This window comes from Pantoea sp. B65, from assembly GCF_047308185.1.
GTDB lineage: Bacteria > Pseudomonadota > Gammaproteobacteria > Enterobacterales > Enterobacteriaceae > Erwinia.
Window position 1 is genome coordinate 1 of sequence record NZ_JAHXPU010000038.1, and the last position, 12598, is coordinate 12598.

The 12598-nt window shown below is 55.6% G+C and carries 13 protein-coding genes and 1 riboswitch; of the genes, 7 read left to right on the forward strand and 6 right to left on the reverse strand.

Annotated features, from left to right (window positions below; translation table 11 throughout):
- The first annotated feature begins 495 nt into the window (after positions 1-495).
- Positions 496-2085, forward strand: coding sequence for a bifunctional phosphoribosylaminoimidazolecarboxamide formyltransferase/IMP cyclohydrolase (purH, locus tag JWF83_RS18225; RefSeq protein ID WP_413651830.1), 1590 nt, complete (start codon positions 496-498; stop codon positions 2083-2085).
- A gap of 20 nt (positions 2086-2105) precedes the next feature.
- Positions 2106-3386, forward strand: a complete 1281-nt coding sequence (gene purD, locus JWF83_RS18230) for a phosphoribosylamine--glycine ligase (RefSeq protein ID WP_413651831.1) — start codon at positions 2106-2108, stop codon at positions 3384-3386.
- A gap of 36 nt (positions 3387-3422) precedes the next feature.
- Here the strand turns inward: purD and JWF83_RS18235 are convergent, their stop codons facing one another.
- The 6 genes from JWF83_RS18235 to nudC form a co-directional block, all read right to left on the reverse strand.
- On the reverse strand, positions 3423-4076 hold the full coding sequence (locus JWF83_RS18235; RefSeq protein ID WP_413651832.1) for a DUF1481 domain-containing protein: 654 nt from the start codon (positions 4074-4076) through the stop codon (positions 3423-3425).
- Positions 4077-4307: 231 nt separating this feature from the next.
- Positions 4308-4580, reverse strand: a complete 273-nt coding sequence (hupA, locus tag JWF83_RS18240) for a nucleoid-associated protein HU-alpha (RefSeq protein ID WP_002438605.1) — start codon at positions 4578-4580, stop codon at positions 4308-4310.
- A gap of 187 nt (positions 4581-4767) precedes the next feature.
- Entirely contained in the window at positions 4768-5358 is a 591-nt protein-coding gene (locus JWF83_RS18245; protein ID WP_413651833.1) for a YjaG family protein, read from the reverse strand.
- Positions 5359-5423: 65 nt separating this feature from the next.
- Entirely contained in the window at positions 5424-6092 is a 669-nt protein-coding gene (gene nfi / locus JWF83_RS18250; protein WP_413651834.1) for a deoxyribonuclease V, read from the reverse strand.
- A gap of 2 nt (positions 6093-6094) precedes the next feature.
- The gene (hemE, locus tag JWF83_RS18255; protein WP_413651835.1) at positions 6095-7162 is read right to left on the reverse strand and encodes a uroporphyrinogen decarboxylase; all 1068 of its coding nucleotides are present in this window, start codon (positions 7160-7162) and stop codon (positions 6095-6097) included.
- A 105-nt stretch (positions 7163-7267) separates the two neighbouring features.
- Positions 7268-8041, reverse strand: coding sequence for an NAD(+) diphosphatase (gene nudC, locus JWF83_RS18260; protein WP_413651836.1), 774 nt, complete (start codon positions 8039-8041; stop codon positions 7268-7270).
- Between the two features lie 217 nt (positions 8042-8258).
- Between nudC and rsd the strand changes: the two genes are divergently transcribed.
- The 5 genes from rsd (at position 8259) to thiS (ending at position 12598) form a co-directional block, all read left to right on the forward strand.
- Complete coding sequence (gene rsd / locus JWF83_RS18265) at positions 8259-8765, forward strand: sigma D regulator (protein ID WP_413651837.1); 507 nt, start codon at positions 8259-8261, stop codon at positions 8763-8765.
- 119 nt (positions 8766-8884) lie between these two features.
- Positions 8885-8985, forward strand: a riboswitch (TPP riboswitch).
- Between the two features lie 92 nt (positions 8986-9077).
- Positions 9078-11021, forward strand: coding sequence for a phosphomethylpyrimidine synthase ThiC (thiC, locus tag JWF83_RS18270; protein ID WP_413651838.1), 1944 nt, complete (start codon positions 9078-9080; stop codon positions 11019-11021).
- Positions 11018-11662: a thiamine phosphate synthase gene (gene thiE / locus JWF83_RS18275; RefSeq protein ID WP_413651839.1), complete on the forward strand. Its 645-nt coding sequence runs from the start codon at positions 11018-11020 to the stop codon at positions 11660-11662. The genes thiC and thiE overlap by 4 nt, the downstream gene beginning before the upstream one ends.
- Complete coding sequence (locus JWF83_RS18280) at positions 11652-12401, forward strand: HesA/MoeB/ThiF family protein (RefSeq protein WP_413651840.1); 750 nt, start codon at positions 11652-11654, stop codon at positions 12399-12401. The genes thiE and JWF83_RS18280 overlap by 11 nt, the downstream gene beginning before the upstream one ends.
- Positions 12398-12598 (forward strand): sulfur carrier protein ThiS, encoded by a 201-nt coding sequence (gene thiS, locus JWF83_RS18285; protein ID WP_413651841.1) that lies wholly within the window; start codon positions 12398-12400, stop codon positions 12596-12598. Before JWF83_RS18280 ends, thiS begins: the two co-directional genes overlap by 4 nt.

A 12598-nucleotide genomic window follows, 5' to 3' on the forward strand; every position in this document is an offset into this window, starting at 1 on the left:
TTAAAGAGCAGTGCAATCAGCAGCTTCGCTTGCTGTTGCGAGGTGGCGTATATTACGCTTTCCTCTCTCAGAGTCAACCCCGTTTTTCAGAAGTTTTTCTCCGGCGGTTCGGAAGCGATTTAACGCATTCTGAACCTCCTGACACGCCGCTGTGTAAGCCGTTGTTCCGTCTCAGTGGTTGCGCATTATAGGGAGTTCCGCGCAGGCCGCAACAGCTAATTTGCGATAAACCCGCTGTTTGCTGCATTCCACAGCAAAAGGCCACCTTATACGCAGTTATGCACAAAGTTATCCACATTGATCATCAACAGGCAATTTTGACGAGCATCACGCAAACGTTTTCGCTACAATGCCCGCGACGTTTGCACCTCCCCTTTTCGGGGCGTTACCTGAAACTTATCTTGCCTCTCTATATAAAGGGAGCAGCTAAGCTTGATGTAACGCTCTTTCACTACCCAAAGTAATTGCGAACCAAAGCCAAGGGATATAACCACCATGCAACAACGTCGTCCTCTACGCCGCGCGCTGCTCAGCGTGTCTGACAAAGCCGGCATCATCGAATTCGCCCAGGCACTCTCCAGCCGTGGGGTTGAACTGCTCTCTACTGGCGGTACTGCACGTTTGCTGGCTGACGCAGGCCTGCCAGTAACCGAAGTCTCGGATTACACCGGCTTCCCTGAAATGATGGATGGACGCGTGAAAACGCTGCACCCGAAAGTGCATGGTGGCATTTTAGGTCGCCGCGGGAAGGATGATGCGATTATGGCTGAGCATCAGATCGCGCCAATCGATATTGTGGTGGTAAACCTCTATCCGTTTGCCGAGACCGTGGCGCGTGAAGGTTGCTCGCTGGAAGATGCGGTTGAAAATATCGATATCGGTGGCCCGACCATGGTGCGCTCCGCCGCGAAGAACCATAAAGATGTGGCCATTGTGGTAAAGAGCAGTGACTACAGCGCCATCATCGCTGAGCTGGATGCCAACGAGAACTCCCTGACGCTGGCAACCCGTTTCGACCTGGCGATCAAAGCCTTCGAACATACTGCCGCCTATGACAGTATGATCGCTAACTACTTTGGTAGCCTGGTGCCGGCTTACCACGGCGGCTCCGGCGAGCCAGCGGGACGTTTCCCGCGAACGCTGAATCTTAACTTTATTAAGAAGCAGGATATGCGTTATGGCGAAAACAGCCATCAGGACGCAGCCTTCTATATAGAAGAGAAAATTAACGAGGCTTCCGTCGCTACCGCGCAGCAGGTTCAGGGGAAAGCACTCTCCTACAACAATATCGCTGATACCGATGCGGCGCTGGAGTGTGTCAAAGAGTTCACGGAAGCGGCCTGCGTGATCGTCAAACATGCTAACCCTTGTGGTGTGGCAGTTGGTGACACGATCCTCGACGCCTATGAGCGCGCGTACAAAACCGATCCGACCTCAGCATTCGGCGGCATTATTGCCTTTAACCGCGAACTGGATGAAGCCACGGCGCAGGCAATTATCAGCCGCCAGTTCGTGGAAGTCATTATTGCCCCTTCTGCCAGCGCAGCAGCGCTGAAAGTCACCGCCGCCAAACAGAACGTGCGTGTGCTGACCTGCGGTCAATGGCAGCAGCGTCAGAAAGGACTGGATTTCAAACGTGTCAACGGTGGTCTGTTGGTGCAGGATCGCGATCTGGGGATGGTGGATGCCAGTCAGCTACGTGTCGTCAGCGAACGCCAGCCAACGGAACAAGAGCTGCGTGATGCGCTGTTCTGCTGGAAAGTGGCGAAGTTCGTCAAATCCAACGCCATCGTTTATGCACAGAACAATATGACGATCGGTATTGGCGCCGGTCAGATGAGCCGCGTCTATTCAGCGAAAATCGCTGGCATCAAAGCCGCAGACGAAGGTCTGGAAGTCAAAGGCTGCGCCATGGCGTCCGATGCCTTCTTCCCGTTCCGTGATGGCATCGATGCCGCTGCTGCGGTGGGTGTAAGCTGCGTGATCCAACCGGGTGGTTCTATTCGTGATGATGAAGTCATCGCCGCAGCCAATGAGCACGGCATCGCCATGATCTTCACTGATATGCGCCACTTCCGCCATTAATCGCCCCTGGAGAATTCGTAATGAAAATTTTAGTTATCGGTAATGGCGGTCGTGAACACGCGCTGGCATGGAAAGCGGCTCAGTCTCCGCTGGCCGAAACGGTGTTTGTCGCGCCAGGTAATGCCGGTACCGCACTGGAGCCGGCACTGCAGAACGTGGCGATTAGCGCCACCGATATCCCTGCCCTGCTGAGCTTTGCGCAGAATGAGCACATCGACCTGACTATCGTTGGCCCGGAAGCGCCATTGGTGATTGGCGTCGTGGATGCATTCCGCGCCGCCGGTCTGAAAATTTTTGGCCCAACGCAGGCAGCTGCCCAGCTGGAAGGCTCCAAAGCCTTCACCAAAGATTTCCTTGCCCGTCACCATATTCCGACGGCGGAATACCAGAACTTCACCGAAGTGGAACCAGCGCTGAGTTACCTGCGCAGTAAAGGCGCACCGATCGTCATTAAGGCCGACGGCCTGGCGGCGGGTAAAGGCGTGATTGTCGCCATGACCTTGCAGGAAGCGGAAGACGCGATTGTCGATATGCTGGCGGGTAATGCTTTCGGCGATGCTGGTCACCGCATAGTGGTAGAAGAGTTTCTTGATGGCGAAGAAGCCAGCTTTATCGTGATGGTTGACGGCGAAAACGTACTACCAATGGCCACCAGCCAGGATCACAAACGTGTTGGCGACGGCGATACCGGCCCGAATACTGGCGGCATGGGCGCCTACTCTCCGGCTCCGGTAGTGACCGATGAGATCCACCAGCGGGTGATGGACGAAGTGATTTGGCCAACCGTACGCGGCATGGCGGCAGAAGGTAATATCTATACCGGTTTCCTGTATGCCGGCCTGATGATCGGCAGCAACCATCAGCCAAAGGTGATCGAATTTAACTGTCGCTTTGGCGATCCGGAAACCCAGCCGATCCTGTTGCGTCTGCAATCGGATCTGGTCGATCTTTGCCTCGCCGCCTGCGACGGTAAATTAGATCAGAAACAGTCGCAGTGGGATCCGCGTCCTTCCCTCGGCGTGGTGCTGGCCGCGGGTGGTTACCCGGGCGATTACCATACCGGCGATCAGATTCACGGTTTACCGCTGGAAGAAGTGGCGGACGGTAAGGTGTTCCATGCCGGCACGACCATGCAGGATGATGTGGTGGTGACCAATGGCGGACGTGTATTGTGCGTTACCGCCCTCGGCGAAGATGTGGCGGCAGCGCAACAGCGTGCTTATCAGCTGATGGAGCATATCTCGTGGAATGGCAGCTTCTGCCGTAAAGATATCGGTTACCGCGCGATTAATCGTAAGTAATCTGGCTGACGGGCGGAATTTATTCCGCCCTTTCATTCAGAACCCATCTTCCTTCGGTTCCCACTGGCAGTAATCTTCATTCGCCGCCAGCAATAGTTGAGTGCCTTCCGGCGCCTCCAGCCACGCAATACTTAACGGTACACTGGAGCTGGCCTGACGCTGCGCAATATAGCCTAATGAGCGGCTATCCAGTGCGGGCTGCACCAGCTTGCCCTGACAGGTTTTCACTTCACCGCCGGTTAACCACCGGCCCTGTTTCAGCATCACACGGCCGCTAAGCAACGCATCACTGATCTTCAGCATCCGCTCCGCATCAAAGGTGTAGAGCTCAACCGTATCCGTTGAGACCGCCTCGCGGCGTCCCTGCAGTTGCCGCTGCATAAAGCTGAGCCGTCCCTGCGGGTCAAAGCGTAACGTAATGTCATCGGGATGAGCGCCTTTGGTTTGGCGCTGAATGGAGGTGAGCTTGCCATCCTGCCAGCTGTAGTCAGTGATTTCGGTTGCATCGCCATTAAACGGACTAAACACCGTCATCATATGGGCCACCTGCTGGTGACTGTTTTTACGCCAGATCCGCACCGCTCCGCGGTCAGCAAGATAACCACTGGCGGTAAAGTCCGGCAGTGTAGGCTGAGAGCTACAGCCGGCAAGGAGCAGCAGCAGAGGAATTAAAAAGGTTGTCAATTTCATGAGGCGTGATCGTCGCAGTCAGATTTGGTGCGCCCGGCAACCGGAGCGTACTGAAGTCCGTGAGGGTGACTCTCTTCACCCACCCTTCGGTAAACAGCGTTCAGGACACTAACGCATCTTATGCCAGCACCGCGCAAACCTGAAATAGCAAGTAAGCCAGGCTGATGGAGTCACAAAAACAAAAGGAGCGATTAAATCGCCCCCCTGTTCAAACTTTTAGCGCAAACGCTATTACTTAACAGCGTCTTTCAGTGCTTTACCAGATACGAATGCCGGTACGTTTGCAGCAGCAATTTTGATTTCTTTGCCAGTCTGCGGGTTGCGGCCAGTACGCTCAGCACGGTGGTTAACTTTAAAAGTACCAAAACCAACCAGTTGTACAGCATCACCTTCTTTCAGAGACTCAGTAATCGCAGCCAGGGTGGATTCCAGAGCAGCTTTAGCCTGGGTCTTAGACAGGTCCGCTTTGTCCGCAATTACATCAATCAGTTGAGTCTTGTTCATAAGTTATCCTTACAGTGTATTTATCGCTTGCTAAGCATCAAGTGCGAGGGAAAAGCCAGATTCTGGCACCTTCAGCCTGCACGCACCGATAGCCACATTTTTCAGCCCCCCAAATGTAGACCAGACAGGGGGCGGATGTGAAGCCTTTAGGCATGACAAATCAGGCGTGAAGTCACGTTTTATCGCCTTATTGCTGAAAATTTATACCAATATTGCTAATCGCGGCTTCACGCAGGTCAGATCGCAGACCTTTGATCAGTTCCAGGTCGCGCTCTTCACAGGCAGCCAGCAGGCGAAAAATCTCCCACTGGATATCCCATTCCTCTTCTACGGCAGGATTCTCTTTAAGTTCATCATCGGTCATTTCACGACCAGCCTGACTCATTTCGAGGATCGCAACAGTGGTGATTGACGTCTCACTGACGGCGATAGCATGCGCCAGAGTTTCCCCACTCAGACGTGAGTGCAGTAATTCGCTCAGAGCCACACAGGCATCAATCGCCGGATGGACACCATAGACCTCGTAATCATCGGCCGACGGGATCGCTTCTTCCAGCTTCTCCAGTTGGCTGTCAAAATTCACTTTGGCATCTTTGACCACCAGCGTTTCCCACACCAGATCGAGGATGCGGCGATAGAGCTGAGGATCGGCAAAACCGGTTTGCTGGCAGAATGCCCAGTAATTGGGATACATGCGCTCACACAGGCAAGCCATAAAAGTAACGTGCTGCCAGCTTTCCAGTTTTTCCAGCCGCAGATGAATCGGATTACGTAACATATTGGGATCTCATAGACATTGACGCGCGGCCTGCAGTGTACCTGAAAAGCCGCTGACTCACACCGTTAACCCTGCTGCTGCCAGCGCAGGAAGGCCCTGCGCCCGGATGCTACCGCATCGGCCCAGCGCGTCGGTTCCGGTAAGCGATAGCCGGCCATACAGTTTTCCACCCACTGTAGCGCCGTATCATGACTGATGCGGTGCCCGGTGGAGACAAACAGCGGATTACAGCGTTTTTTACTGCGCCATACCCAGCCCAGTTGCTCACCTTTATCCAGCAGCGGCTGGCGTGCGCCGGGCTGCTCATCCAGCGGCGCAAAATGGCCGCACAGGCGCCGCTTTGCCACGCCAATGGTTGGCACATCCACCAGCAGACCAAAATGGCTGGCCACCCCCAGACGGCGCGGATGAGAGATGCCATGGCCATCGACAAACAGCAAATCGGGCTGATGTTCAAGCATTTGCCAGGCAGCCAGCAGCGCGGGGTATTCGCGGAAAGAGAGAAAACCGGGGATATAGGGCATGGTGGTGGCGATACGCGCCACCTGGTGTTCAATCAGTTGTAACGACGGATATTCGAGGATCACCAGCGCAGCGCGCGTCACCTCGCCCTGTTGCTCAAAACCGACGTCCGCACCAGCAATCAGGCGCGGCGGCAGGCAATCAAAATCGTCGTGACGTACCACTTCTTTTGCCCGTGCCAGCTGTTCCGCACGCAGGGCCTGCATATCCATGCTTACTCCTGATGGTAAGGACGCGACAGCGCGTGCACCGCCGCCACAAAGGCACCCGCATGCTCTGGCGGTACATCAGGATGAATGCCGTGTCCCAGATTAAACACATGGCCATTGCCCTTGCCAAAACCCTGCAGAATACCCGCCACTTCCTGTTCGATACGTGCCGGCGGAGCATACAGCATAGAAGGGTCCATATTGCCCTGCAGCGCCACACGGTGGCCGACGCGACGACGCGCCTCGGCGATATCGGTAGTCCAGTCCAGTCCCAGCGCATCACAACCGGTAGCCGCCATCTCTTCCAGCCACTGCCCACCACCCTTGGTGAACAACGTCACCGGAACGCGGCGACCTTCATTTTCATGCAACAGGCCATCAACGATTTTATGCATATAATAGAGTGAGAAATCACGATAATCGCGACCGGTCAGCACCCCACCCCAGGTATCGAAAATCTGCACCGCCTGGGCGCCGGCACGGATCTGGGCGTTCAGATAGAGAATAACGCTATCCGCCAGCTTATCCAGCATCAGGTGCAAGGTTTCCGGTTCGGCAAACATCATTTTCTTGATTTTGGTAAAGGCCTTACTGCTGCCGCCTTCCACCATATAGGTCGCCAGCGTCCACGGGCTGCCGGAGAAACCGATCAACGGTACGGCGCCGTTCAGGTTTTTACGAATGGTACGCACCGCATTCATCACGTAGCCCAGTTCCCTTTCCGGATCGGGCACCGGCAACTTCTCTACATCGGCACGACAGGTGATCGGCGCAGAAAAGCGCGGGCCTTCACCGGTTTCAAAGTAGAGTCCAAGGCCCATGGCATCGGGAATGGTCAGGATATCGGAGAACAGGATCGCCGCATCAAGCGGAAAACGCCGCAGCGGTTGCAGCGTGACTTCGCACGCCAGCTCGGCATTTTTGCACAGCGACATAAAGTCACCGGCTTGTGCACGGGTGGCTTTATACTCTGGCAAATAACGTCCCGCCTGGCGCATCATCCATACCGGGGTAATATCCACCGGCTGCCGCAGCAGGGCGCGTAAGTAACGATCGTTCTTCAGTTCACTCATCTTCAGACTCTCTCAAAAACAGGCACGCAGTATATACCGCGCGAGGTGCAGGAGCCATTAGTGGCTCCCCGACGGAATGCACCGGGCGACAGGTATAGCCGCCAATTATTCCGCTGCGGCGCGGCACAGGGCTACGGTATCTTCAATCAGACGGCGGGCAACGGTGCCAGGCGGCGGCAACAGCGGCAGGTTATCGTAGCGATACCAGCCGGCGTCGAGCAGCTCTTTGCCATCGTGCTGCAATATCCCCTCATCGTACTCAGCCATAAAGGCCATCATCAGTGAGTGGGGAAATGGCCAGGGCTGTGAAGTGACATAGCGAACGTTCCTGACCTTCACATTGCTCTCTTCCATCACTTCACGCGCCACGGCCTGTTCAAGCGTTTCGCCCACTTCAACAAACCCGGCCAGTACGGTATAGATGCTGTTGCGATGGCGCGCGTGCTGCGCCAGCAGAATCTCCTGGCCACGGCGGATCGCAACAATAATGCAGGGTGCAATTTGCGGATAATAGCGCTGGCGACAGTGACCGCAGAGACAGGCCGTTTCGCTTTTACTGTGATGCATTTCATGACCACAATAGCCGCACCAGCGATGGGAGCGATAAAACTCAGCCAGCTGGACGCCACGTCCGGCAAGCTGAAACAGACCGGCATCCTGATCGATAATCTGGCGCACCGATCCCATATTTTCGTTGCGGTTCTCGCGGATCAACCACACCTTTTCACCCAGCCACTCGCCAATTACCGATCCCTGCGATCCAGCCAGCCCCAATTCTGCGGCATTACCATGCGGCAGATCACCTTGCGGCAACCAAAGTTTCTGTTCATGGCTGACAACCCACCAACCAACGTCTACGCTTGAAATCTCATGTTCCATAAAAATTATTATCCTTTGCTTTAACAGTCTCACTGTAGTACTGCTGTTAAGTATTCGGAAAGTTGCGCTAAGACTATAATACCCAAAGTAGTTGGAGTTGCAGCAAGGTAGCAAGAGAATGAATCCCGATATGCTGAGATTCGTCAGTGATGCGGGTCAATCAACACGGCTAACACAGCTACAACTACACCGGGCATTAACCCACACGGAGTCGATCATGCTTAACCAGTTAGATATTCTGGCCGCACGCGTCGGTGGCAGCAATGAACTGGTGGATCTCTGGTTAAACGCACGCAGGCAATTGCTGGCAGCGTATTATCAGCTGGTAGGTATTAAGCCTAACAAAGATTCACTCACCGTACTTGATGACAAGGCTCTGGATAACTTTTGTCAGAAACTGGTGGATTATCTTTCTACCGGTCATTTCAGTATGTATGAACGCATTATCGCTGGTCTGCCGGGCGACAGCCCGTCACTTGCCGCTTCCCAGATCTACCCGGCGCTGCAGGCCAATACCGAACAGATAATGAATTATTACGACACGCATCTGGAAACGGCGATTGATGATGATAACTATCTGCTGTTCCAGCAGGCATTATCTGGCGTAGGCGAGGCGCTGGAAACGCGCTTTACCCTCGAAGATCGGCTGATTCAGCTCGCTTACGACGACCAGGCGCGCGCCCTGCCCGTCGCCAACGACCATAATCTGGTGCGCCCGGCGTAGCGGTTATCCGCAGGTAAACCCCTTGTAGTTTACGAAACACCCCTCTATGCTGAAGGGGTAATTTTGGGCTCGGTGGTGATCGGGGCGGAAAACATCCCGCGCCGATAAACCGGCCCAAATTCTTCTTGTCGGAGTGCCCTTCGGGGCTGAGACCGTTAATTCGGGATCCGCGGAACCTGATCAGGTTAGTACCTGCGAAGGGAACAAGAGTAAACAATCTGTTTCGGTGTTTGCCGATCCGTCGTCACACCGTCTGTTACTCCCGCCGAACTCCGGACAAGCCATTTTCCCTATGTAATCAGGATATGAGCTATGTCTACCGTTGAAAAAAAATTCAGTCGCCGTGCGCAGCGCGCTCAGGCTCAGCAGTTTATCGATTCGCTGCAGGGTAGTGCTTTTCCCAACTCAAAACGTATTTATCTGAGCGGTTCACGCGCCGATATTCGTGTGCCAATGCGCGAAATCCAGCTTAGTCCGACCATGGTCGGCGGCAGCAGAGACAATGCGCAATTTGAGGATAACCAACCAATACCGGTGTATGACACCGCCGGCCCGTATGGCGATCCTGACGCGCTGATTGATGTGCATACCGGCCTGCCAAAGCTGCGCGCAGGCTGGATTGCCGAACGGGGAGATAGCGAAGAGATTAACCAGCTCAGCTCCGCCTGGAGCCGGCAACGGCTGGCTGATGAAGGTCTGGACCCTCTGCGTTTTGCTCATCTGCCACGGCCACAACGGGCGCTGGCTGGCCGCTGCGTGACGCAACTGCACTATGCGCGTCTTGGCGTGATTACGCCGGAGATGGAATTTATCGCCCTGCGGGAAAATATGGGGCGTGAACGCATCCGTGGCGCCGTTCTGCTGCAACAGCATGCGGGCAACAGCTTTGGCGCTAACCTGCCGGAGAATATCACCGCCGAATTCGTCCGTCAGGAAGTCGCCGCCGGTCGCGCCATTATCCCGGCCAATATTAACCATCCCGAAGCGGAACCGATGATTATCGGCCGTAACTTCCTGGTGAAGGTCAATGCCAATATCGGCAACTCGGCAGTTACCTCCTCGATTGAAGAAGAAGTAGAGAAGCTGGTGTGGTCAACGCGCTGGGGCGCCGATACGGTAATGGATCTGTCGACCGGCCGTTATATCCACGAAACCCGCGAATGGATCCTGCGCAACAGCCCGGTTCCCATCGGCACCGTGCCGATTTATCAGGCGCTGGAAAAGGTACATGGCGTCGCCGAAGACCTTAACTGGGCGATTTTCCGCGATACTCTGCTGGAACAGGCGGAGCAGGGGGTGGATTACTTTACTATCCACGCCGGAGTGCTGCTGCGCTATGTGCCAATGACCGCCAGACGTCTGACCGGCATCGTGTCGCGCGGTGGTTCGATTATGGCGAAGTGGTGTTTATCGCATCATAAAGAGAGTTTTCTCTATCAGCATTTCCGCGAGATTTGCCAGATTTGCGCGGCTTATGATGTCTCACTGTCACTGGGTGATGGCCTGCGTCCCGGCTCAATTCAGGATGCCAACGACGAGGCGCAATTTGCCGAACTGCATACGCTGGGGGAACTGACTAAAATCGCCTGGGAATATGATGTGCAGGTGATGATCGAAGGTCCCGGCCATGTACCGATGCAGATGATCCGCCGCAATATGACCGAACAACTGGAACACTGTCATGAAGCGCCGTTCTATACCCTGGGCCCACTGACGACCGATATCGCGCCGGGCTACGACCATTTCACCTCCGGCATCGGCGCGGCGATGATTGGCTGGTTCGGCTGCGCCATGCTGTGCTATGTGACGCCGAAAGAGCATCTCGGTCTGCCAAATAAAGAAGACGTCAAACAGGGTTTAATTACCTACAAAATCGCCGCCCATGCCGCCGACCTGGCGAAAGGTCATCCGGGGGCGCAGATCCGCGACAATGCCATGTCCAAAGCACGTTTCGAATTCCGCTGGGAAGATCAGTTTAACCTGGCGCTGGATCCGCATACCGCCCGCGCCTATCACGATGAAACGCTGCCACAAGAGTCCGGCAAGGTCGCCCACTTCTGTTCAATGTGCGGGCCGAAATTCTGCTCAATGAAGATTACCCAGGAAGTGCGCGAATACGCCGCGCAACAGCAGGCGCAGCAGGTTGATGCGCAGCCGATTGAAATTGGCATGGCGCAGATGGCGGATGCCTTCCGCAGTCGCGGTGGTGAACTTTATCACCCGGCCGATGCCCTGAACCCGGAGGAATCCGCATGAGTAACGTTTTCCCTGCCACCGCCAAAAAACTCGGCCTGTATCCGGTAGTCGATAGCGTGGAGTGGATCGCCCGCTTGCTGGATGCTGGCGTACGTACCATTCAGCTGCGCATCAAAGATCAGCCAGAGGAGGCGGTCGACGCCACCATCGCCGCAGCCATCGCGCTGGGTAAACGCTACCGCGCACGCCTGTTTATCAATGACTACTGGCGGCTGGCGATAAAACACCATGCCTATGGCGTGCATCTTGGTCAGCAAGACCTTGATGTGGCTGACTTAAATGCCATCCGTCACGCTGGCTTACGCCTCGGACTGTCGACCCATGATGATCAGGAGCTGGATCGGGCGCTGGCGCTACACCCCTCTTATATCGCCCTCGGCCATATTTTCCCGACGCAAACCAAACAGATGCCTTCGGATCCGCAAGGGCTGGTCGAACTGAAGCGCCATCTTGCACGCCTTGGCGATATCTCCACTGTGGCGATTGGCGGCATCAGTATTGAGCGGGCGCCGGAGGTGCTGGCCTGCGGCGTCGGCAGCATTGCGGTCGTCAGCGCCATTACGCAGGCGGCGGACTGGCGTCAGGCCACGCAAACCCTGCTGGCGCTGGCTGAACCAACAGGAGCGGAACATGTTCAGTGACGGTGATTTTTTACGCTACAGTCGCCAGTTGCTGCTGGAAGAGTTCGGCATCGATGCCCAGGAGAAACTGCAACGCGCCAGCGTGCTGATTGTCGGGCTGGGCGGACTTGGCTCGCCCGCCGCGCTCTATCTGGCTGCCGCCGGGGTCGGTAAGTTATTACTGGCCGACGATGATAAGTTACATATCAGTAACTTACAGCGGCAGATTCTGTTTCGCAGCAGTGAAACCGGTCAGCCGAAAGCACAGCTGGCGCAGCAACATCTGCGCGCGCTGAATCCCCAGGTTGAGGTCATCGCCATTGAACAACGCATGGAGCAGGCATCGCTACAGGCCGCGGTGCGCCAGGTCGATCTGGTACTGGATTGCAGCGATAACATGACAACCCGCCATGCGATCAATGCCGCCTGTGTCGCCAGTAATACCACGCTAATCAGCGGTAGCGCCGTCGGTTTTAGTGGCCAGTTGCTGGTCATCACGCCGCCATGGAGCCAGGGGTGCTACCGCTGTTTGTGGCCCGATGATGCTGAACCACAACGCAACTGCCGCACTGCCGGGGTGCTCGGCCCGGTAGTCGGCGTGATCGGCACGCTACAGGCACTGGAAGCACTGAAGATGCTGGCGGGTCTGCCTTCGGCACTGAATGGCAAACTACGGCTGTTTGACGCGCGTGAACAAAGCTGGCGCACGCTGAACCTGCAGCGCGCTGCACAATGCCAGGTTTGCGGGAGTCTGCCATGAGAGTTCTGGTCAATGATCAGCCGCTCATCCTGGCTGCGCCAGTCACCGTCAGCGCTCTGCTGACGCAGCTGGCGCGCCACCAGCCGGGAACCGCACTGGCGGTTAACCAGCATATTGTGCCACGCGACCGCTGGCCAACCCAACTTTTACAGGAAGGCGATGAACTGGTGATATTCCAGGCTATCGCCGGAGGTTGA

Excerpts from the sequence above, each read along its gene's own strand:
- purH (WP_413651830.1), top strand. The coding sequence starts at position 496 with ATGCAACAACGTCGTCCTCTACGCCGCGCGCTGCTCAGCGTGTCTGAC.
- purD (WP_413651831.1), top strand. The coding sequence starts at position 2,106 with ATGAAAATTTTAGTTATCGGTAATGGCGGTCGTGAACACGCGCTGGCA.
- JWF83_RS18235 (WP_413651832.1), bottom strand. The coding sequence starts at position 4,076 with ATGAAATTGACAACCTTTTTAATTCCTCTGCTGCTGCTCCTTGCCGGC.
- hupA (WP_002438605.1), bottom strand. The coding sequence starts at position 4,580 with ATGAACAAGACTCAACTGATTGATGTAATTGCGGACAAAGCGGACCTG.
- JWF83_RS18245 (WP_413651833.1), bottom strand. The coding sequence starts at position 5,358 with ATGTTACGTAATCCGATTCATCTGCGGCTGGAAAAACTGGAAAGCTGG.
- nfi (WP_413651834.1), bottom strand. The coding sequence starts at position 6,092 with ATGGATATGCAGGCCCTGCGTGCGGAACAGCTGGCACGGGCAAAAGAA.
- hemE (WP_413651835.1), bottom strand. The coding sequence starts at position 7,162 with ATGAGTGAACTGAAGAACGATCGTTACTTACGCGCCCTGCTGCGGCAG.
- nudC (WP_413651836.1), bottom strand. The coding sequence starts at position 8,041 with ATGGAACATGAGATTTCAAGCGTAGACGTTGGTTGGTGGGTTGTCAGC.
- rsd (WP_413651837.1), top strand. The coding sequence starts at position 8,259 with ATGCTTAACCAGTTAGATATTCTGGCCGCACGCGTCGGTGGCAGCAAT.
- thiC (WP_413651838.1), top strand. The coding sequence starts at position 9,078 with ATGTCTACCGTTGAAAAAAAATTCAGTCGCCGTGCGCAGCGCGCTCAG.
- thiE (WP_413651839.1), top strand. The coding sequence starts at position 11,018 with ATGAGTAACGTTTTCCCTGCCACCGCCAAAAAACTCGGCCTGTATCCG.
- JWF83_RS18280 (WP_413651840.1), top strand. The coding sequence starts at position 11,652 with ATGTTCAGTGACGGTGATTTTTTACGCTACAGTCGCCAGTTGCTGCTG.
- thiS (WP_413651841.1), top strand. The coding sequence starts at position 12,398 with ATGAGAGTTCTGGTCAATGATCAGCCGCTCATCCTGGCTGCGCCAGTC.